Source organism: Streptomyces sp. NRRL F-5727 (assembly GCF_000719555.1).
Classification (GTDB): Bacteria; Actinomycetota; Actinomycetes; order Streptomycetales; family Streptomycetaceae; genus Streptomyces.
Genome location: NZ_JOGX01000002.1, coordinates 85,551 through 106,570 on the forward strand (window position 1 = coordinate 85,551; position 21,020 = coordinate 106,570).

Sequence of the window (21,020 nt, forward strand, 5' to 3'; positions counted from 1 at the left end):
GGGCAGAATGGGCGGGATGCGATACGAGGCGATCACCTGGGGCCGGATGGCCGGGCGGCTGGCGAGGCACCTGGACCGGCTCGCGCCCGGCGACGGCGGCGACCGGCTGAAGGTCGCCGTGGACGGGGCCCCCGCCGCGGGCGGCGGGGAACTGGCCGGGCTGCTCGCCGAGCAGCTCCGGGACCGTGGGCGCCCGGTGTGCGTCGTGGGGACGGCGGGGTTCCTGCGGCCGGCGTCGCTGCGGTTCGAGCACGGCAGGCAGGACCCCGACGCGTACTACGACGGCTGGACCGACACCGGCGCCCTGTGGCGGGAGGTGTTCACCCCGCTGGAGCCCGGCGGCGACGGGCGGATCCTGCCCGACCTGTGGGACCCGGTGAAGGACCGGGCGACCCGCAGCCCCTATGTGACGCTGCCGCCCGGCGGTGTCCTGCTGCTGCACGGTCCCTTCCTCCTCGGGCACTGGTTCCCCTTCGATCTGAGCGTCCATCTGCGGCTGTCGCCCGCCGCCCTCGCCCGGCGCGCCGAGGAGTCCTGGACGCTGCCCGCCTTCGCCCGGTACGAGGCGGAGACGGATCCGGCCGGGACCGCCGACGTCGTCGTCCGGGCCGACGATCCGCGGCATCCGGCCTGGACCGGGCTCGGGGCGCTCGGCTCAGACTGACGGCGGCCGGCCGCCGACCAGCGTCACCGCCTCGGCGCCCGCCGCGCAGCCCGCCCGGGCCGCCTCCGCCGGGTCCGCGCCCGCGAGCCGGGCGGCGAGGAACGTGCCGGTGAACGCGTCGCCCGCGCCCGTCGAGTCCACCCGCCGCTCCGGCGGCACGGGCGGTGCCGTCACCCGTGCCGTGACCGCCCCGGCCTCGGCGACCAGCGCGCCGGCCGCGCCCAGCGTCACCACGACCAGCGGCACCCGGCGGCTGAGCTCCCGCGCCGCGGCCTCCGGGTCCGGCGCGCCGGTGAGGAGCCGGGCCTCGTCGGCGTTGGGCAGCAGGAGGGAGGCGTCCGCCACGGCCGCGAGGAACCGCTCCGGTCCCAGCCGGGCCAGGAAGCCGGCCGACGCCGGGTCCACGCTCACCGGGGTCCCGGCGGCCCGGGCGTCCCGCAGGGCGAGGAGCGCCGCCGCCCGGCTCGACGGGGCGAAGAAGAGGTAGCCGGAGAGGTGGAGCGCCGCCACCCCGTCGAGGAGTCCGGGCGACCAGTCGGCGGGGCGGAGGCGCAGCGCGGCGCCGCTGTCCGTCAGGAAGGTCCGCTCGGCGGTCCCGTCGACCAGGGCGATCACGGTGCCCGTCGGGGCGTCCGGGTCGGGCACGAGCAGCGGACGGACGCCCGCCGCGACCAGCGCCCGCTCGTGCCAGTCGGCCGAGTCCGTGCCGACCCGGCCGAGGAGCCGTACCTCCCGGCGGCCCGAACGGGCCGCCCAGCAGGCCGCGTTGGCCCCCGCGCCGCCCGGCAGGGTGCGGATCGCGGCCGCCGTGTCCGTCGCCGGGGCGAGCGGGGTGCGGTGCCGGGCCACCACGTCCGTGACGACGTCCCCGACGACCAGCAGCGCCCCGGCCCGCTCCGGCCCCCCGGTGTCCGTCACCGCTCGCCCGCGGCGTACGCCCCCGCGATCTCGGCCGCGAGCCGGACGTTGCCCCGCACCGCCGCCAGGTTGGCCTCCAGGGACGCGCCGTCCGTGTGGGTCGTCAGGTACTCCAGGAGGAACGGGGTCACCGCCTGCCCGGTGATCCCCTTCTCCTTCAGTTCGGCGAGGCCCCGCGCGAGCACCCGGTCGTGCAGCGCCGGGTCCAGCTGCTCCGCCTCCGGCACCGGATTGGCCACGATCAGCGCCGACCAGGGCCGGCCCAGCGCCTCCCGGGCCCGTATGACGGCGGCGACCTCCGCCGGGCTGCGCAGCGTCCAGTCGACCGGCTCCCCGGAGGAGGAGAGGTAGAAGCCGGGGAAGGTCTCGGTGCCGTATCCCGCGACCGTGACGCCCAGGGTCTCCAGGCGCTGGAGCGTCGCCGGCACGTCGAGGATCGACTTCACGCCCGCGCACACCACGGTGACGCCGACCTCGGCGAGCAGTCGCAGGTCGGCGGACTCGTCCTGGGTCTCGCGCCACTCGCGGTGCACGCCGCCGAGCCCGCCGGTGGCGAAGACCCTTATGCCCGCGGCGTCGGCGAGCCGGGCCGTCGCCGAGACCGTGGTCGCCCCGGTGGCGCCGGTGGCGAGGGCGGGCGCGAGGTCCCGGTGGCCGAGCTTGCGCACCGACGGGTCCTCGGCGATCCGGGTCAGCCCCGTCCGGTCGAGGCCGATCCGGGCCACCCCGTCGACGACGGCGATGGTGGCGGGCACGGCGCCGCGGTCCCGGACCGACTCCTCCAGCTCCACGGCGACCGCCAGGTTCCGCGGGCGCGGCAGGCCGTGGGCGATGATCGTCGATTCGAGGGCGACGACGGGACGGCCCTCGTGGAGCGCCTCCCGTACCTCTTCGGACACCAGTGTGGTCGTGGTCATGGTCCATTTCTGGGCCGCCCGGGCGCCCCGCAAACACCGCCGGCGATCTCCCGCCACCCCCCTTTCGCACGAGGGTGCGAGTGGGGTACGGAATCGGTTCCCGGGTGTCCGGCCGAGGGGGCCGATCCGCCCCGGACCCCGCCGGAGCGGCGGGCAGGAGCCCGCTGCGGAATCCGTCGCCGTCCGCCCGGGTCGGCAACGTGCCTGGTCAGAGCCGTGAACGGAGGGATTCGTTCCGCGGTCCCGCTGTCACGTCCAGCCCCGGTGCCCGGCTACAGTCACCGCCCATGACGACACACGACCTCCCCTCCTTCGCCGTCCACATCCCCGACGCCGAGCTCGAGACCGAGCCGCTCGACCCCGGCCAGATCGTGTCCGGCACCCCCGAGGTGACCGGCAAGGTGCTGTGGGAGTCCGCCGACGGCAAGCAGCTGCGCGGCATCTGGCAGATCACCCCCGGCGTCGTCACCGACACCGAGGCGAACGAGCTGTTCGTCGTGGTCAGCGGCCGGGCCACCGTCGCCGTCGAGGGCGGCGCCACGATGGAGATCGGGCCCGGCGACGCCTGCGTCCTGCGCGAGGGCGACCGGACCACCTGGACCGTCCACGAGACGCTGCGCAAGGCGTACCACATCACCCTGCCCTGACCCGGGCCGTGCCGCTCAGGCCCTGCGGAGCACGCCCCGCAGGGCCAGCGCGCCCATCGGCAGCAGCAGACAGGCCGCGAGGGCGTTGAGCGGCCCGTAGCCCGCCTGGGAGACGACCACCCCGGCCGCCAGACCGCCGAGGCCCGCCGCCGTGTTCATCACCGTGTCCGACAGGCCCTGCACGGCCGCGCGCGCCGCCTGCGGCACCGAGTCCGTCAGCAGCGCCGAGCCCGCCACCAGCCCCGCCGACCAGCCCAGCCCCAGGACGAACAGACCGGCCGCGACCCGGGTGTGGCTCGCCCCCGCCGTCCCCGCGAGCAGCGCCGCCAGCCCCAGCAGCCCGACCGCGAGGCCGATCACCGCCAGCCGGCCGAGCCGGTCCGCGAGCCAGCCCATGACCGGCGAGAACGCGTACATGCCCGCGATGTGCACGCTGATGACGAACCCGATGAGCTCGATCCCGGCCCCGTGGTGGGTGAGCGCCACCGGCGTCATCGACATGATCGACACCATCACGGTCTGCGAGGCGGCCACCGTCACCAGGGCGATCCGCGCCTGCGGCGACGCGCGGACCGCGCGCAGCCCGGCCCGCAGCGACCGGCTCTCCGGGAGGTCCGCCGCCGCGCCCTCGTCCGCCGCGGCCAGCGCCCGCGCCGTCAGCAGGGGATCGGGCCGCAGCAGCACCGCCACCACCAGCGCCGAGACGACGAACACCACCGCCGCCCACACGAAGGGGCCCGCCGCCACCGGGATGCCGAGCCCGGAGACGCTCCGCCCGGCCGGAGCCGCGATGTTCGGGCCGAGGACGGCGCCGATCGTGGTCGCCCACACCACCGTCGAGATGGCCCGCGCCCGCCGGTCCGGCTCCGCCAGGTCGGCGGCGGCGAACCGGGCCGCGAGATTGGCCGAGGACCCCGCCCCGAAGCCCACCAGACCCACCAGCAGCACCGCGAAACTGCCCACGACCGCGCCGAGCACCGCGATCCCGGCCCCCAGTGCGCCCAGCAGATACGCCAGCACCAGACCGGCCCGCCGGCCCCGGCGGGCCATCAGCGCCGCCAGCGGCATCGCGAGCAGCGCGGGCCCGGCCACCGTGGCCGTCGAGGCGAGCCCCGCCAGCGCGTCCGTGCCGCTCACCTCGGTGGCGAGGACGGCGGCGAGCGCCACACCCGTGGCGATCCCCAGCCCGCCGAGGATCTGGGTGGCGACGAGCACCGCCTGGACCCGGCGGCGCAGCTCCGGGAGGGCGACGGTGCCGATCGGGACGGATATCTCTCCCTGAGCGGCGGTGTCAGGGGCGTCGGGCGTTTTGGTCACTACCGGAGTGTGCCAGCCGTCCCGGCCGATGGGAACGCCCGGACTCAGAAGAGCGGTTCCGGCAGCACGCCCTCCAGCGCCAGGAGTCTCCGCTTCGTCTCCAGCCCGCCGCCGAAGCCCCCGAGGCCGCCGTCGCTCTCCACCACGCGGTGGCACGGCACCACCACCGGCAGCGGATTGGCGCCCATGGCCGCGCCCACCGCCTGCGCCGCCCCCGGCTGCCCGACCCGCCGCGCCAGCTCCCCGTACCCGACCACCGACCCGTACGGGACCCCGGCCGCCAGCTCGCGCAGCACCTGGCGGTTGAAGCCGGTCGCCAGCGACCAGTCCAGCGGCAGGTCGAACACGCGCAGCGCGCCCGCGAAGTACCGGTCCAGCTGCCGCACCGGCTCCGCGAGCAGCCCCGTGGCGCTCTCGACGACCGCGGCGCCCAGCTGCTCGGCGAGCCGCTCCGGCATCCGCTCCCGGCGCCCCTCGCGCGCGTGGAACTCGACCCGCACGAGCCCCCGCCCGGTGGCCGCCAGGAAGAGCGGGCCGATGCCGCTCCCCACGACCGCCCACTCGGCGGTGACGCCCCGCGCTCCGTCCTCGATGTCCATGCCCTCACCGTACGGCCCGGCACCGACAGCCCCGCCCCGCGCCGACGGGCGCCCCCGGACCGGCGCCGCCGGTCACCGACGCCCTCCGGCCAGAACGCCGGATCGACGGCGAACCGGCGGCGGGACCCTCCCCGCAGGTCACGGACCGGTCTCGCTCCGGTCTCGCCACCGGAAAATCCCCGGTCAGGTGCTCACCGCACCCCGGACGGGCCATAATCTCGCCCCGGTAGTACTACCCAGCGGTACCGACTGTTTTCGGACGTCCATGCGCCAGGGGTGGGAGGGCACACGCTCATGCAGGGCACGGTCGACGGATTCAGCTACGGGATCGTCACACCGGTGGCGGCCTTTCTCATGGCCTGCCTCGGCGGTGCCCTGGGGCTGAGATGCACGACCCGCTCGCTGCGCCACCAGGACTCCTTCAAGGCCGGCTGGCTCGCGCTCGGCTCCACCTCCATCGGCACCGGCATCTGGACCATGCACTTCATCGCCATGATGGGCTTCTCGGTCCAGCAGGCGCCGGTCGACTACGACCGGCCGATCACCTTCGCCAGCCTCGGCGTCGCCGTCGTCATGGTCGGCATCGGCATCTTCATCGTCGGCTACCGGGGCGCCACCGCGCTCACCCTCGTCACCGGCGGCACCATCACCGGCCTCGGCGTCGCCACCATGCACTACCTCGGCATGGCCGGGATGCGACTGCCGGGAAGGATCGAGTACGACACCCTCACCGTCGCCCTCTCCGTGGTCATCGCCGTCGTCGCCGCCACCACCGCCCTCTGGGCGGCGGTCTCCGTCCACGGCTTCCTCGCCAGCCTCGGGGCCAGCCTCGTCATGGGCGTCGCCGTCAGCGGCATGCACTACACCGCCATGGCGGCCGTCAGCGTCCACCTGCACGCCGCCCCGGCCGCCTCCGCCGGGACCTCCGCCGGTTCGCTGCTGCTGCCCATGCTGATCGGCCCCGCCGTCTTCCTCATCCTCGCCGCCGTCGTCGTCATGTTCGACCCGCTGCTCGTCATGGGCGACCCCGACTGGCAGCGCGCCCCGGCCCGCTCCCCGTACCGCCCCGGCGTCCCCGCCCCCCGGCACGTCCCCAGCTACGGCGAGCCCGCGAACTGGACCGCCCGCCCCCCGGGCCGCGCTCGCTCCCGCCGCTCCGCCCCGCGCGGCGGACACCGCTCCCAGGACTGGTGACACCGGGCCGCCGCGCTCCGATCGCGCGGCGATCACCCCCCGACTGTCGGTGGCGGGTCGTACGGTGGTGGCATGCGGCCCGTTTCCAAGATCGAACGTTCGGTGGCGCCCTTCGAGGTCGTCTCCCCCTTCCAGCCGAGCGGCGACCAGCCGACGGCCATCGCCGAGCTGGACCGGCGCATCCGCGCCGGCGAGAAGGACGTCGTCCTGCTCGGCGCCACCGGCACCGGCAAGTCGGCCACCACCGCGTGGATGATCGAGAAGCTCCAGCGCCCCACCCTGGTGATGGCGCCGAACAAGACCCTGGCCGCCCAGCTGGCGAACGAGTTCCGCGAGCTCCTGCCGAACAACGCCGTCGAGTACTTCGTCTCGTACTACGACTACTACCAGCCCGAGGCGTACGTCCCCCAGTCGGACACCTACATCGAGAAGGACTCCTCGATCAACGAGGAGGTCGAGCGGCTGCGCCACTCCGCCACCAACTCGCTGCTCACCCGCAGGGACGTGGTCGTGGTCGCCTCCGTCTCCTGCATCTACGGCCTCGGCACCCCGCAGGAGTACGTGGACCGCATGGTCCCGCTCAAGGTCGGCGAGGAGATCGACCGCGACCAGCTGCTCCGCCGCTTCGTCGACATCCAGTACACGCGCAACGACCTCGCCTTCACCCGCGGCACCTTCCGGGTCCGCGGCGACACCATCGAGATCTTCCCCGTGTACGAGGAGCTCGCCGTCCGCATCGAGATGTTCGGCGACGAGATCGAGGCGCTCTCCACCCTCCACCCGCTGACCGGCGAGATCATCAGCGAGGACCAGCAGCTCTACGTCTTCCCCGCCAGCCACTACGTCGCCGGCCCCGAGCGCATGGAACGGGCCGTCAACGACATCGAGCGCGAGCTCGAAGGGAGGCTGGCGGAGCTGGAGAAGCAGGGCAAGATGCTGGAGGCCCAGCGGCTCCGGATGCGCACCACCTACGACATCGAGATGATGCGCCAGATCGGCTCCTGCTCCGGCATCGAGAACTACTCGATGCACTTCGACGGCCGCGAGCCCGGCTCCCCGCCCAACACCCTCCTCGACTACTTCCCCGAGGACTTCCTCCTCGTCATCGACGAGTCGCACGTCACCGTGCCGCAGATCGGCGCCATGTACGAGGGCGACGCCTCCCGCAAGCGGACCCTCGTCGACCACGGCTTCCGGCTCCCCTCCGCCCTCGACAACCGCCCGCTGAAGTGGGAGGAGTTCCAGCAGCGGATCGGCCAGACCGTCTACCTCTCCGCCACCCCCGGCACCTACGAGCTGTCCCGCTCCGACGGCTTCGTCGAGCAGATCATCCGCCCCACCGGCCTCGTCGACCCCGAGGTCGTCGTCAAGCCCACCGAGGGCCAGATCGACGACCTGGTCCACGAGATCCGGGTGCGCACCGAGCGGGACGAGCGCGTCCTCGTCACCACCCTCACCAAGAAGATGGCCGAGGACCTCACCGACTACTTCCTGGAGCTCGGCATCCAGGTCCGCTACCTCCACAGCGACGTGGACACCCTGCGCCGCATCGAGCTGCTGCGCGAGCTCCGCTCCGGCGAGTACGACGTCCTCGTCGGCATCAACCTGCTCCGCGAGGGCCTCGACCTCCCCGAGGTCTCCCTCGTCGCCATCCTCGACGCCGACAAGCAGGGCTTCCTGCGCTCCGGGACCTCGCTCATCCAGACCATCGGCCGCGCCGCGCGCAACGTGTCGGGCCAGGTCCACATGTACGCCGACACCATCACCCCGGCCATGGCGCAGGCGATCGACGAGACCAACCGGCGCCGCGAGAAGCAGGTCGCCTACAACAAGGAGCACGGGATCGACCCCCAGCCGCTCCGCAAGAAGATCAACGACATCGTCGCCACCATCGCGCGCGAGGAGGTCGACACCGAGCAGCTCCTCGGCAGCGGCTACCGGCAGGCCAAGGACGGAAAGGGCGCCAAGTCCCCGGTGCCCTCGCTCGCCGCGCACGCGCCGAAGGCGGGCAAGGCGGGCAAGGCCGGCGCCAAGGGCGGCTCGACGCTGGAGCTCGGCGACCGGCCCGCCGCCGAACTGGCCGGGGTCATCGAGGAGATGACGGAGCGGATGCGCGCCGCCGCCGCCGAGCTGCAGTTCGAGGTGGCCGCCCGGCTGCGCGACGAGGTCGCCGAACTCAAGAAGGAACTGCGCCAGATGAAGGAGGCGGGCCTGGCGTGAAGGCGCCGGTCCCGGCCGGGGCGAGCCGGGACCGGAGTGCGGCGAGGCGGCCCGGTGTGTTGCAAGACCGACACAAAACCGGGCCGCGCCCGGCACGTTGTCAGTGGGCCTGCGTAGGGTGCTGCCACAACGACGAGAGGGGCAGCGCGTGACGGTCAACATGACCAAGGGGCAGGCCATCAGCCTGGAGAAGCAGGGCGGGGGCAGCCTCACCCAGGTGCGGATGGGGCTCGGCTGGCAGGCCGCGCCGCGCCGGGGGCTCTTCGGCTCGCGCACGCGCGAGATCGACCTGGACGCCTCCGCCGTGCTCTTCGCCGAGAAGCAGCCGGTGGACGTGGTCTTCTTCCGCCACCTGGTCAGCGACGACGGCTCCGTCCGCCACACCGGGGACAACCTCGTGGGCGGCGTGGGCCAGGGCGGCGACGACGAGGCCATCCTCGTCGACCTCCAGCGGGTGCCCGTCCACATCGACCAGATCGTCTTCACGGTGAACTCCTTCACCGGGCAGACGTTCCAGGAGGTGCAGAACGCCTTCTGCCGGCTCGTCGACGAGACGAACGGCCAGGAGCTCGCGCGCTACACCCTGGACGGCGGCGGCCAGTACACCGCGCAGATCATGGCCAAGGTGCACCGGGCCGGCTCCGGCTGGCAGATGACGGCCCTGGGCAACCCGGCCAACGGCCGCACCTTCCAGGACCTGATGCCGGCGATCCTGCCGCACCTGTAGACCGACCGGCGGGGCCCCACGGCCCCGCCGCCGCGGCACCGCAGCTCCCGACGGGCACCGGCCCGCCGGGAGCTGCCCCGCATGACCGACCCGAACAGCGCCGAGGGGAACAGAGTCCAGATGACGGCCGAGCTGGTCCGGGGGCAGAACCACCCCCTGCCCGACACCCGACTCGAACTCCGGGTGTCCGCCGGACACCCGGTCGTCGCCGGGGCCACCCTCGGCGACGAGCGGGGCCATGTCGCCGGCGCCGAGTGGATCGTCCACCCCGGCGCCCCCGTACGGCCGGGGGTCGAGGTCCCCGGGGCGGTCGCGGCCGAACACCGCATCGCCGTGGACCTCGCCGCCCTCCCGGACTCCGTCCACCGCCTCTCCGTCCTCCTCGCCCTGCCGCCGGTCGCGGGCGGCCCGGCCCGCTTCGGCACCGCCGCCGCCCCCTTCGTGTCCGTCGCCGACCCGGCGGGCGCCGCCGTCGTCACGTACACCATCACCGGCCTCGACCGGGAGTCCGCCGTCGTCGCGCTGGAGCTCTACCGCCGCCAGGGCACCTGGAAGGTCCGCGCCGTCGGGCAGGGGTACGAGGGCGGGCTCGCCGCCCTCCTCGCCGACCAGGGCGCCCCTGCCGCCGCCGAGCTCGCCGCCGCCGTCCTGGACGCGGTCGCCCCCGCCGGGGCCCCGGTGCCGCCGCCGCTGGTCCCCGAGACCGCGACCGCCCCGGCCGACGTCGCCACCACCACGATCAGCTACACCCACCCGAGCCGCCGCCCGGCCCCCCGGCCCGCCCCCACGGAGCCCGGGCCGGGCCCGGCCGCCGGCGCCGGAGCCGTACCGCCGCAGCCGTCCGCGCCGCCGGCCGACTCCCGCCCGGCGCCCGTCGCCGGGGACGCCACCGGCTGGACGATGGACGAGCGGCTCTACAACCAGGTGTGGGGCATGTTCGAGGACCTGGCCCGGACCGTGGCCGCCTACCGCAGCGCCCGCGACTTCGCCGACCACCGCCTCGACCGCGCCATCGACCAGGTGCTCGCCGATCCGAGCACCCGCGTCGGGGGCGCCGGCGACGCCGCCCGGGCCGAGGCCCGCGCCACCCACGAGGAGCTGATGAGCCGCGCCCAGGAGGTCCTCGACCGGGACCTCGCGCAGCTCACCGCCGAGTCCGAGGTCGTCGAGCCCGCCCTGCCGGTCGCCTACGCCCGCTGGGACAACCCCGTCTGGCACGCCTACCGGACCCCGGAGGAGGCGCCGATGGCGGTCCGCCTCGGCGACCTCCACCTCCCCGAGCGGACCGGCCTCCGCATCCCCTTCCTGGTCCGGCTGCCGCTGGAGCGCGGGCTCTGGATCGACGCGGGCCCCGGCCGGACCTCGGCGGCCGGCCTGCTCGACGAGACCGAGCTGCGCCGGCTCGCCCTGGACAGCGCCGTGGCGCACACCGCCCGGCTGCTCGCCGCGTACCCCGCCGGCGCCCTCACCGTCCACGTGCTCGACCCGGCGGGCAGCGGGGCCGCCGCCTTCGGGCCGCTGGTCGAGACCGGCGTCCTGGCCGCCCCGCCGGCCCGGGGCGCGGCCGGGGTCACCGCCGTCCTCGCCCAGCTCACCGAGCGGGTCGACCTGCTCCAGATGGCGGTGCGCGGCGACGCCTCGGAGGACCTGCCGCCCGGCTTCGACGGCTCGCGCCAGCTGCTCGTCGTCCACGACTTCCCGCACGGCTTCGACGACCGGGCCGTCACCCGGCTCCGCTACCTCGCCGACGAGGGCCCCTCCGTCGGCGTCCACCTGCTGATGGTCGCGGACCGGGCGGACGCCGCCGCGTACGGGCCGGAGCTCGACCCGCTCTGGCGCTCGCTGCTCCGGCTCACCCCGGTGCCCGACGACCACCTCGCCGACCCCTGGGTCGGCCACGCCTGGACGTACGAGCCGCCCACGGTCCCGCCGGGCAGCGCGGTGCTCTGGCAGGTCCTCGGACAGGTGGGTGAGGCGCGGCGGCGACACTGACCCTGACCAGGTCGTTTGGCCTCTCTTTACCCTTCTCTTTACCTTCTCTTGGTTCTTCGGGTAGTCTCTGGGGAGCGGAGGGGAGTACTCCCCATGCGCGGCGTACCCGTCAATACGGACGGATCAAGGACATCCGGTCCCGGGGCGTCGGCCCGGCGGTCGTGCGAGCGTCCTCGGGTGGAAGAGACCTCCGGCAGCGACGACGCTGATCAGTAGCCGTACGAAGCCGGAGGCGCAGTGGACGTTTCGATGACCATGTGGGTGCTGACCATTCTCGGTCTGTGTGCCCTGATCGCGGTCGACTTCTTCATCGGGCGCAAGCCCCATGACGTGTCGATCAAGGAAGCCGGAATCTGGACGATCGTCTGGATCGTCCTCGCCGTCCTCTTCGGACTGGGTCTGCTCGTCTGGGGTGACAGCCAGGCGTCGGGCGAGTTCTTCGCCGGCTACATCACGGAGAAGTCCCTCAGCGTCGACAACCTCTTCGTCTTCGTCCTGATCATGGCGAAGTTCGCGGTTCCCTCGCACCTCCAGCAGCGGGTGCTGATGGTCGGCGTCCTCATCGCCCTGGTCCTCCGCGCGATCTTCATCGCCGCGGGCGCCGCGATCATCGCCAACTTCTCCTGGGTCTTCTACATCTTCGGCGCCTTCCTGATCTACACCGCCTGGAAGCTCATCCAGGAGGCGCGTGCCGGCGAGGAGGAGGACGACTACGAGGAGAACCGTCTCCTCAAGTCGATCGAGAAGCGCTTCGGCGTCGCCGACCGCTACCACGGGACGAAGCTCTTCGTCCGGGTCAACGGCAAGCGGGTGATGACCCCGCTGATGGTCGTCATGCTCGCCATCGGCACCACCGACATCCTCTTCGCCCTCGACTCCATCCCGGCGATCTTCGGCCTGACCCAGGACCCGTACATCGTCTTCACCGCCAACGCCTTCGCCCTCATGGGCCTGCGCCAGCTCTACTTCCTGATCGGCGGCCTGCTCAAGAAGCTGGTCCACCTCAGCTACGGCCTGTCGGTGATCCTCGGCTTCATCGGCGTCAAGCTCGTGCTGCACGCCCTGCACGAGTCCGGGCTCCACGTCCCCGAGATCTCCATCCCCTTCTCGCTCGCCTTCATCTGCGCGGTCCTGGTCGTCACCACGATCACCAGCCTGATCGCCTCGAAGAAGCAGTCCGAGAAGGCGGCTGCCGAGGCCGCGGAGAAGTCGGGCAAGGACAGCGTCGAGGCGTGACCCGCCCCCGCCACGCGTGACGGCGACGGCCGGCCCGGGCATTCCGCCCGGGCCGGCCGTCGCCGTTCCCGTACCGCCCCGCTAGGCGGGCGCGGACTCGACCGCCTCCGCGGCGCGCCGCTCCGGCAGCGTCTCCGGCAGCAGCGCGAAGCAGCCGAGGCTCACCAGCGCCACCACCGTCAGATAGGCCGCCACGCCCCACGGCGGGCCCGAGCCGCCCTCCGACAGCGTCGTCGCCACGATCGGCGTCAGCGCCCCGCCGAGCACCCCCGCCAGGTTGTAGCCCACCGCCGCGCCCGTGCAGCGCACCCGGGGCTCGTACAGCTCCGGGAGGTACGCGGCGACCACCGCGAACATGGTGATGAAGGCGAGCAGCGCCCCCAGGAAGCCCAGGAACATCAGCAGCGGCTGCCGGGTGTGCAGCAGCGCCACCATCGGGAACATCCACAGCGCCGCCCCCGCGCACCCCGCGAGGCAGAGCGGCCGGCGCCCCCAGCGGTCGCCCAGCAGGGCCAGGAACGGCGTCGCCGCGCCCTTCACCGCCACCGCGGCCATCACGCAGACGAGCATCACCGTGCTGCTCACCCCGAGCTTCTCGGTGCCGTAGGCCAGTGCCCAGGTGGAGACGGTGTAGAAGATCGCGTACCCCACGGCGAGGGCGCCGGCGGTCAGCAGGACGAGCCGCCAGTGGTCGCGCGCCACCTCGGCGAGCGGGGCGTTCGCCCGCCGCCCGGACGCGGACAGCTCCTCGAACTGCGGGGTCTCGGCGAGCGAGGAGCGCAGCAGCAGCCCGACGGCGGCGAGCAGCCCCGCCGCCCAGAAGGGCACCCGCCATCCCCAGGACCGGAAGTCGGCGTCGCTCAGCCCGGCGGTGAGCGCCAGCATCACGCCGTTCGCGAGCAGGAAGCCGACCGCCGGGCCGATCTGCGGGAAGCTCGCCCAGAGCGCCCGGCGGTGCGGCGGGGCGTGCTCGGCGGTGAGCAGGACGGCCCCGCCCCATTCGCCGCCGAGCCCGAGCCCCTGGAGGAAGCGGAGCACCAGCAGGAGCACGGGAGCGGCGACGCCGATCGACTCGTACGTGGGGACACAGCCGACCGCGACGGTGGCGCAGCCGGTCAGCAGCAGGGAGGCGAAGAGCACTGGGCGCCGCCCGTGCCGGTCCCCGACGTGTCCGAAGAGGACGGATCCCATGGGGCGGGAGAGGAAGCCGATGGCGAAGGTGCCGAAGGCGGCGAGGGTCCCGGCGAGCGGGGAGAAGGTCGGGAAGAAGAGCGGCCCGAGGACGAGGGCGGCGGCCGTTCCGTAGACGAAGAAGTCGAAGAACTCGATGGCGGTGCCGACGAGCGAGGCGGCGGCGAGCCGGGGCATGGAGGGGGTGGGCGGGGCCGCCGGTGGCGACGGAGCGTGACTGGGGTGCATGTGCCGCCAACTACCCGGCCGCCGTCCGGGTTACGGGGGCGTACGGGAGCGGTCATGGCGGCATACGGGGGCGCCCCCCGGGGTCACCGGGGGCGCTGCGGCACCGGCGGGATCACCAGCCGCGCTCGCGCCACTCCGGGAGGTGGGGGCGCTCGTCACCGAGCGTGGTGTCCTTGCCGTGGCCGGGGTAGACCCAGGTCTCGTCCGGCAGCGCGGCGAAGAGCTTGGTCTCGACGTCCCGGAGGAGGCTCGCGAACGCCTCCGGGTCCTTCCACGTGTTGCCGACGCCGCCGGGGAAGAGGCAGTCGCCGGTGAAGAGGTGCGGGTGGCCGTGCGGGTCGTCGTAGACCAGCGCGATGGAGCCGGGGGTGTGGCCGACGAGGTGCCGGGCGGTGAGCTCCACCTCGCCCACCCGGATCGTGTCGCCGTCCTCGACGAGGACGTCGGTGGCGACCGGGATGCCCTCCGCGTCGTACGCGCCCGCGTACGTGGTGGCGCCGGTGGCGGCGACCACCTGGGCCAGGGCCTGCCAGTGGTCGCCGTGCCGGTGGGTGGTGACGACGGCGCTGATGCCGTCGTCACCGATCAGCGTGAGCAGGGTCTCGGCGTCGTTGGCCGCGTCGATGAGCAGCTGGGCGCCGGTGGCCCGGCAGCGCAGCAGGTACGCGTTGTTGTCCATCGGGCCGACCGCGACCTTGGAGATCATCAGGTCCTTCAGCTCGTGGACGTCGGCCGGACCGCCCACCCTCACCGCTCCGCTGTACGTCATGGCCTCAGACTAGCCCCGCCCGCCGACAGCGGTCCCGGGAACGGCGTCTAGAGCGGCGGGAGCTGGGGGAGCGCGCCGCCCTCGGTCTTCAGGGCGGAGCCGTCGCGGCGGCCGGCCAGCCAGCCGAGCAGCTCGGGAGCGGGTCCGGAGACGGTCACCGGGCCGCCCTCGGCGCCGCCGCCGGTGGTCCACGTCCGGCCGTCGTCGGCGCGCAGGCCGGTGGAGGGGACGTCCGGGTGCCCGGCGAACCGCTCGGCGAGGAAGTCGATCTCGCGCTGGACGAACTCCTCGGGGAGGTCCTCCAGCTCGTAGCCGCAGCCGAGGTCGACGTGGTGGAGGGCCACCTCGACCCAGCGGCGGAAGGGGAGCCGGGAGGCGCTGTCGGTGACGCCGTTGCGCAGCTCGACGGTGCGGCTCCAGTCGGCGGGTGCGGCGGCCGTCTCGCGGAAGGCGGCGTCGGTCGCGCGCACGTCGGCGAGCTGGACGTCGAGGGGGCGGGCGGCGTCGCGCTCGATGTCCGCGTCGCGGGCCTCGGCGCTCGCGTACATGGGTCGGCCTTCGAGGACGTTCACCAGGGCGTCGGCGTTCCGGGCCAGGTGGGCGAGGACGTGGCCGCGCGTCCAGCCGGGAAGCCGTGACGGCTCGGCTACGGAGGCGTTGTCCCAGGAGGCGGCGTCGGTCAGCAGCCGCTCGGTCGCTTCGTGCAGGGAGGCGAGGTCGCGCTCGTGGTCGATCATGGCGCCGACCCTAGCGCCGACCACTCGTTCGGGTGAAGCAGGCGGGCGAGGCCCGGAAATCGAATGTACGTGCTATAGGCTCGGGGGGGGGCAACCACCCACCGCGGAAGCTTCCGGCATCCTTGGTTGTTGGGTGTTCACAGGCACATCCGCTCTCTCAAGAAAGGTGCGGACCGGCGTGGCCGACCGTCTCATCGTCCGTGGCGCGCGCGAGCACAACCTCAAGAACGTCTCGCTCGATCTCCCCCGTGACTCCCTCATCGTCTTCACCGGGCTCTCGGGATCGGGCAAGTCCTCCCTCGCGTTCGACACGATCTTCGCCGAGGGGCAGCGCCGGTACGTCGAGTCGCTCTCCTCGTACGCGCGGCAGTTCCTCGGTCAGATGGACAAGCCGGACGTGGACTTCATCGAGGGTCTCTCGCCCGCCGTCTCCATCGACCAGAAGTCGACCTCGCGCAACCCGCGCTCCACGGTCGGCACCATCACCGAGGTCTACGACTACCTCCGCCTGCTCTTCGCCCGCATCGGCAAGCCGCACTGTCCCGAGTGCCGCCGGCCGATCTCGCGCCAGTCGCCGCAGGCCATCGTCGACAAGGTCCTGGAGCTGCCCGAGGGCAGCCGCTTCCAGGTGCTCTCCCCGCTCGTGCGCGAGCGCAAGGGCGAGTTCGTCGACCTCTTCGCCGACCTCCAGACCAAGGGCTACAGCCGCGCCCGGGTCGACGGGCAGACCATCCAGCTCAGCGAGCCGCCGACGCTCAAGAAGCAGGAGAAGCACACCATCGAGGTGGTCGTCGACCGCCTCACCGTGAAGGACAGCGCCAAGCGCCGCCTCACCGACTCCGTCGAGACCGCCCTCGGCCTCTCCGGCGGCATGGTCGTGCTCGACTTCGTCGACCTCCCCGAGGACGACCCCGAGCGCGAGAAGATGTACTCGGAGCACCTCTACTGCCCGTACGACGACCTCTCCTTCGAGGAGCTGGAGCCCCGCTCCTTCTCCTTCAACTCGCCCTTCGGCGCCTGCCCCGACTGCACCGGCATCGGCACCCGCATGGAGGTCGACCCCGAGCTGGTCGTCCCCGACGAGGAGAAGTCCCTCGACGAGGGCGCCATCCACCCGTGGTCCCACGGCCACACCAAGGAGTACTTCGGCCGGATGATCGACGGGCTCTCGCAGGCCCTCGGCTTCCGCACCGACATCCCCTACGCGGGCCTCCCGCAGCGGGCCAAGAAGGCCCTCATGTACGGCCACAAGACCCAGATCGAGGTCCGCTACCGCAACCGGTACGGGCGCGAGCGCGCCTGGACCAGCCCCGCCTTCGAAGGCGCCGTCTCCTTCGTGAAGCGGCGCCACAGCGAGGCCGAGAGCGACTCCAGCCGGGAGCGCTTCGAGGGGTACATGCGCGAGGTGCCCTGCCCCACCTGCGAGGGCTCCCGCCTGAAGCCGATCGTGCTCGCGGTCACCGTGATGGACCGGTCCATCGCCGAGGTCTCCGCGATGTCGATCAGCGACTGCGCCGAGTTCCTGGGCCGGCTCACGCTCAACGCCCGTGACAAGAAGATCGCCGAGCGGGTCCTCAAGGAGGTCAACGAGCGGCTGCGCTTCCTCGTCGACGTCGGCCTCGACTACCTCTCGCTCAACCGCGCGGCCGGCACCCTCTCCGGCGGCGAGGCCCAGCGCATCCGGCTCGCCACCCAGATCGGCTCCGGCCTGGTCGGCGTGCTCTACGTGCTCGACGAGCCGTCCATCGGCCTCCACCAGCGCGACAACCACCGCCTGATCGAGACCCTGGTCCGCCTCCGCGACATGGGCAACACGCTCATCGTCGTCGAGCACGACGAGGACACCATCAAGGTCGCCGACTGGGTCGTGGACATCGGCCCCGGCGCCGGCGAGCACGGCGGCAAGGTCGTCCACTCCGGCACCTTGAAGGAGCTCCTCGCCAACGAGGAGTCGATGACCGGGCAGTACCTGTCCGGCCGCCGGGCGATCACCACCCCGGACATCCGCCGCCCCGTCGACCCCGGCCGGCTGCTCACCGTGCACGGCGCCCGGGAGAACAACCTGCGGGACATCGACGTCTCCTTCCCGCTGGGCGTCCTCACCGCCGTCACCGGCGTCTCCGGCTCCGGCAAGTCGACGCTGGTCAACGACATCCTCTACACCCACCTGGCGCGCGAGCTGAACGGCGCGAAGACGGTGCCCGGGCGGCACACGCGCGTGGAGGGCGACGACCTCGTCGACAAGGTCGTGCACGTCGACCAGTCGCCGATCGGCCGCACCCCGCGTTCCAACCCGGCGACGTACACCGGCGTCTTCGACCACGTCCGCAGGCTCTTCGCGGAGACGATGGAGGCGAAGGTACGGGGCTACCTGCCCGGCCGCTTCTCCTTCAACGTCAAGGGCGGGCGCTGCGAGAACTGCTCCGGCGACGGCACCATCAAGATCGAGATGAACTTCCTCCCGGACGTGTACGTGCCGTGCGAGGTCTGCCACGGGGCCCGGTACAACCGGGAGACCCTGGAGGTCCACTACAAGGGCAAGTCCATCGCCGAGGTGCTGGACATGCCGATCGAGGAGGCCCTGGACTTCTTCGAGGCCGTCCCCACGATCGCCCGCCACCTGCGGACGCTCAACGAGGTCGGGCTCGGTTACGTCCGGCTCGGGCAGTCGGCGCCGACGCTCTCCGGCGGCGAGGCGCAGCGCGTCAAGCTCGCGTCCGAGCTCCAGAAGCGGTCGACGGGGCGCACGGTGTACGTCCTGGACGAGCCGACGACCGGTCTGCACTTCGAGGACATCTCGAAGCTGATCAAGGTCCTGTCGGGCCTGGTCGACAAGGGCAACTCGGTGATCGTCATCGAGCACAACCTCGATGTCATCAAGACCGCCGACTGGATCATCGACATGGGTCCCGAGGGCGGCAGCGGCGGTGGCGTCGTCGTCGCCGAGGGCACCCCGGAGGAGGTCGCCTCGGAGCCGGCCAGCCACACCGGCAAGTTCCTCCGCGAGATCCTCGGCGCGGACCGCGTCAGCGACGCGGGGGTGCCGGCGGCACGCGGCACGGCGGCGAAGAAGGCCACCGCGAAGAAGGCGGCGGCGAAGAAGGCGCCGGCCGCGAAGAAGACGGCCGCGAAGAAGACGGCCACGGCGAAGACGGCCGCGGCGAAGAAGGCGGCGCCGGCCAAGAAGACGGCGACCCGCACCCGCAAGGCGTGACGCCGTGCCGTCCGGGGCCCGGAGCCCCGGACGGCACGGCGCCCGTGTGGCCGCCGTCCGGCGTGCCCCGCCGGCGGGTGGGGCACGGGTTCCGGGGCCCGCGGGCCCGGCCGAAACCGGATCAAAGGGCGCGGGTATCGTCGGGGCTGACCACCGTCCCCCGCACCCGTGGAGCGCGATCATGTCCGGCCAGTCCACCCGCCGCACCGTCCTGAAGGGTGCCGCTCTCGCCGGTGCCGCCGGGCTGGGAGTCGCCGCCTGCTCCACCGACTCCAAGCTGGGGCACGCGCAGGTGCCGACGCCGACCGCGCCGGTCGCCCTCGGCTCGCCGGACGAGGTCCCGGTCGGCGGCGCCAAGCTCTACCGCGAGCAGCGGGTCCTGGTCAGCTGCCCGGCCAAGGGCGAGTACAAGGCGTTCAGCGCCCAGTGCACCCACGCCGGCTGCGTCCTCGACAAGATCGAGGACAACGAGGGCAACTGCCCCTGCCACGGCAGCCGCTTCGACGTCACCACCGGCAAGGCCCTCAAGGGCCCCGCCACCGTCCCGCTCCCCGCCGTCGAGGTCCGCGTCGAGGGCGGCAAGCTGATCGCCGGACCGAAGGCCGCGCCCTCCGCCTGACCGCCGAGCCGAGCCGGTCCGTCCGGCTCAGGCCCAGTCCCAGTCGATCCCGAGGATCCCGGGGCGTACGCCCTGCTCCACCAGGTGCACCGTGCGGTGCCGGCCGCCGAGCGTCAGCTCCGTACGGCCACCGCGCGGCGCGCCCGCCGACGCCTGGGCGAAGCGCCGGCACCGTACCGGCAGCGCCGCCTCGTCGAAGGCGACCTGGAGCACGTACTGCCCGCCCGCGAAGGTGAAGCCGCGCACGTACTCGCCGCTCGGGCCGGCCGTCCCGTCCTCGAAGCCGTACGAGAACAGATGGGTGTCGCCGGCCCGCAGCCGCGCGTCGAAGAGCAGCTCGGCGACGACCACCCCCGTCTCGGCGTGCCACCGCACCCGCCCCGTACGGCAGTTCTCCACCGCCCGCACCCGCACCCGCGCCGGATCGCAGCCCGGGTCGCCGTGGTGGATGGCGAGATAGCGGTCGACGCCGTCCCGGTGCGCGCGCACCACGTGCTGCGACTCGCGGCCCACCAGCTCCCGGCCCGGTCCGATCCGCACCCGCTCGTGGTGGCCCACCGTGTGCAGCCCGCCGTCCGCCGGCGACTCCAGCTCCGCGAAGAGCGCCTCCACCGCGCCCGACGCCTCCACCAGCGAGCGGTACGAGCGGGCGGCCGGCCGCTCCACCCCCTCCCGGCCCGCCGCGTCCTCCGCCAGCAGCCGCAGCAGCGAGTTCCCCGGCAGCTGGAGCACCTCCTCCAGGGCCCTGACCGCCTTCAGCGACTCCGGCCGCTGGGGCCGCCGGGCGCCCTGCTGCCAGTAGCTCAGCGAGGTCACCCCGACCTTCACGCCCCGGTGGGCGAGATGGTGCTGGACCCGCTGGAGCGGCAGACCGCGCACGGCCAGCGCGGTGCGCAGCGCCAGATGGAAGGGGCCGGTGTGCAGCAGCTGCACCAGATCGGCCTCCGTGTGGCTCACACGGGCTCCTCGGTGAACGTTCACGCCCGGGGCACGGACCGCCGCGGCCCGGACGGCGGGCGGGCTGGTGGGCGGCGGGCCCGCGTTCACACGCGCGCCACACCGTTCACAGCCCGATGTCACCCCGCATTGAAGCGTGTTGACCCGCTCCCGACAACGACCGATGCTCCAAGCGGTGTCCGGACGCCGCCCCCACCCCCCACGCACCCCCCACCCATCCCCACCCCCCGCACTGGGAGGAACCCCATGAGGAACCCCATGCGCAGACGACTCCGGAACAGGAGGAGCGGACTCGTGGCGTTCGCCGCCGCCGCGCTCCTGCTCGTCCCCGCCGCGGCCTCGGCGTCCGCCGCGCCGGCCCCCGCACCCGCCGAGACCACCGCCGCCCTCGCCGCCAAGCGCCTCAACATCACCATGCAGGCCCAGCAGAAGACCAACTGGTGCTGGGCGGCCGCCGGAAACACCATCGCCACCTGGTACGGCCGCGGCTACAGCCAGAACCAGTTCTGCAACGCGGCCTTCCAGCGGCAGCAGGGCTACGACTGCCCCAACTGGCAGGCCACCCTCGGCAACGTGCAGACCGGCCTCTCCTGGGCGGGCATCAGCCCCGGCTCGTACGTCGACGGCTGGCTGCGCTACTCCACCGTCCAGACCGAGATCAACGCCGGCCGACCGGTCGAGACCCGCATCCAGTGGTCGAGCGGCGGCGGCCACATGCACGTGCTGTACGGCTACGACGACGCGAACAGCTGGGTGTACTGGGGAGACCCGTGGCCTTCCAGCGATCGCTACAACTGGGCCTCCCACGCGTGGTACGTGAACAACGCCTCCTTCTCCTGGACCCACTCCCTCTACCGGATCGGGGCGTGACCAC

General features: G+C 73.3%; 18 protein-coding genes. 10 read left to right on the forward strand and 8 right to left on the reverse strand.

The window, feature by feature from the left end; genetic code table 11:
- The first annotated feature begins 16 nt into the window (after nt 1–16).
- Nucleotides 17–664: a uridine kinase gene (locus IF73_RS0101940; RefSeq protein ID WP_031002716.1), complete on the forward strand. Its 648-nt coding sequence runs from the start codon at nt 17–19 to the stop codon at nt 662–664.
- Here IF73_RS0101940 and IF73_RS0101945 read toward each other — a convergent pair.
- Both IF73_RS0101945 and IF73_RS0101950 read right to left on the reverse strand, forming a co-directional pair.
- Nucleotides 656–1,582 (reverse strand): carbohydrate kinase family protein, encoded by a 927-nt coding sequence (locus tag IF73_RS0101945; RefSeq protein ID WP_031002718.1) that lies wholly within the window; start codon nt 1,580–1,582, stop codon nt 656–658. The two genes, IF73_RS0101940 and IF73_RS0101945, sit on opposite strands and share 9 nt — an antisense overlap.
- Nucleotides 1,579–2,499 carry a pseudouridine-5'-phosphate glycosidase gene (locus IF73_RS0101950; protein WP_031002720.1) on the reverse strand — a complete coding sequence of 307 codons (921 nt, stop codon included), beginning with the start codon at nt 2,497–2,499 and terminating at the stop codon, nt 1,579–1,581. Before IF73_RS0101950 ends, IF73_RS0101945 begins: the two co-directional genes overlap by 4 nt.
- A gap of 287 nt (nt 2,500–2,786) precedes the next feature.
- Here IF73_RS0101950 and IF73_RS0101955 point away from each other — a divergent pair, with 287 nt between their 5' ends.
- Nucleotides 2,787–3,146, forward strand: coding sequence for a cupin domain-containing protein (locus IF73_RS0101955; RefSeq protein WP_031002722.1), 360 nt, complete (start codon nt 2,787–2,789; stop codon nt 3,144–3,146).
- A gap of 15 nt (nt 3,147–3,161) precedes the next feature.
- Here IF73_RS0101955 and IF73_RS0101960 read toward each other — a convergent pair whose 3' ends face one another.
- Together IF73_RS0101960 and IF73_RS0101965 are read right to left on the reverse strand one after the other, a co-directional pair.
- Nucleotides 3,162–4,463 carry an MFS transporter gene (locus tag IF73_RS0101960; protein ID WP_031002724.1) on the reverse strand — a complete coding sequence of 434 codons (1,302 nt, stop codon included), beginning with the start codon at nt 4,461–4,463 and terminating at the stop codon, nt 3,162–3,164.
- Between the two features lie 44 nt (nt 4,464–4,507).
- Nucleotides 4,508–5,062, reverse strand: coding sequence for a methylated-DNA--[protein]-cysteine S-methyltransferase (locus IF73_RS0101965; protein WP_031002725.1), 555 nt, complete (start codon nt 5,060–5,062; stop codon nt 4,508–4,510).
- Between the two features lie 294 nt (nt 5,063–5,356).
- On the opposite strand from IF73_RS0101965, the gene IF73_RS0101970 reads away from it, so the two are divergent.
- The 5 genes from IF73_RS0101970 (at nt 5,357) to IF73_RS0101990 (ending at nt 12,431) form a co-directional block, all read left to right on the forward strand.
- Nucleotides 5,357–6,256, forward strand: coding sequence for an MHYT domain-containing protein (locus IF73_RS0101970; protein WP_031002727.1), 900 nt, complete (start codon nt 5,357–5,359; stop codon nt 6,254–6,256).
- A gap of 72 nt (nt 6,257–6,328) precedes the next feature.
- On the forward strand, nt 6,329–8,476 hold the full coding sequence (gene uvrB, locus IF73_RS0101975) for an excinuclease ABC subunit UvrB (RefSeq protein WP_031002729.1): 2,148 nt from the start codon (nt 6,329–6,331) through the stop codon (nt 8,474–8,476).
- A gap of 148 nt (nt 8,477–8,624) precedes the next feature.
- Nucleotides 8,625–9,203: a TerD family protein gene (locus IF73_RS0101980; protein WP_030492869.1), complete on the forward strand. Its 579-nt coding sequence runs from the start codon at nt 8,625–8,627 to the stop codon at nt 9,201–9,203.
- Nucleotides 9,204–9,323: 120 nt separating this feature from the next.
- Nucleotides 9,324–11,195 carry a TerD family protein gene (locus IF73_RS0101985; protein ID WP_031002732.1) on the forward strand — a complete coding sequence of 624 codons (1,872 nt, stop codon included), beginning with the start codon at nt 9,324–9,326 and terminating at the stop codon, nt 11,193–11,195.
- Nucleotides 11,196–11,432: 237 nt separating this feature from the next.
- Nucleotides 11,433–12,431, forward strand: a complete 999-nt coding sequence (locus tag IF73_RS0101990) for a TerC family protein (protein ID WP_078867905.1) — start codon at nt 11,433–11,435, stop codon at nt 12,429–12,431.
- A gap of 81 nt (nt 12,432–12,512) precedes the next feature.
- Here the strand turns inward: IF73_RS0101990 and IF73_RS0101995 are convergent, their stop codons facing one another.
- The 3 genes from IF73_RS0101995 to IF73_RS0102005 form a co-directional block, all read right to left on the reverse strand.
- Nucleotides 12,513–13,799, reverse strand: coding sequence for an MFS transporter (locus IF73_RS0101995; RefSeq protein WP_031002735.1), 1,287 nt, complete (start codon nt 13,797–13,799; stop codon nt 12,513–12,515).
- 163 nt (nt 13,800–13,962) lie between these two features.
- The gene (locus IF73_RS0102000; protein WP_031002738.1) at nt 13,963–14,619 is read right to left on the reverse strand and encodes an MBL fold metallo-hydrolase; all 657 of its coding nucleotides are present in this window, start codon (nt 14,617–14,619) and stop codon (nt 13,963–13,965) included.
- Nucleotides 14,620–14,666: 47 nt separating this feature from the next.
- Nucleotides 14,667–15,356, reverse strand: coding sequence for a maleylpyruvate isomerase family mycothiol-dependent enzyme (locus tag IF73_RS0102005; RefSeq protein ID WP_031002740.1), 690 nt, complete (start codon nt 15,354–15,356; stop codon nt 14,667–14,669).
- Between the two features lie 178 nt (nt 15,357–15,534).
- Here IF73_RS0102005 and uvrA point away from each other — a divergent pair, with 178 nt between their 5' ends.
- Both uvrA and IF73_RS0102015 read left to right on the forward strand, forming a co-directional pair.
- On the forward strand, nt 15,535–18,570 hold the full coding sequence (uvrA, locus tag IF73_RS0102010) for an excinuclease ABC subunit UvrA (protein ID WP_031002742.1): 3,036 nt from the start codon (nt 15,535–15,537) through the stop codon (nt 18,568–18,570).
- 181 nt (nt 18,571–18,751) lie between these two features.
- On the forward strand, nt 18,752–19,189 hold the full coding sequence (locus tag IF73_RS0102015; protein WP_031002745.1) for a Rieske (2Fe-2S) protein: 438 nt from the start codon (nt 18,752–18,754) through the stop codon (nt 19,187–19,189).
- A gap of 27 nt (nt 19,190–19,216) precedes the next feature.
- On the opposite strand, the gene IF73_RS0102020 is transcribed toward IF73_RS0102015, so the two are convergent.
- Entirely contained in the window at nt 19,217–20,146 is a 930-nt protein-coding gene (locus IF73_RS0102020; RefSeq protein ID WP_031002747.1) for a hypothetical protein, read from the reverse strand.
- A gap of 246 nt (nt 20,147–20,392) precedes the next feature.
- Between IF73_RS0102020 and IF73_RS0102025 the strand changes: the two genes are divergently transcribed.
- The gene (locus IF73_RS0102025) at nt 20,393–21,016 is read left to right on the forward strand and encodes a papain-like cysteine protease family protein (protein WP_031002749.1); all 624 of its coding nucleotides are present in this window, start codon (nt 20,393–20,395) and stop codon (nt 21,014–21,016) included.
- The last annotated feature ends 4 nt before the right edge of the window (nt 21,017–21,020 follow it).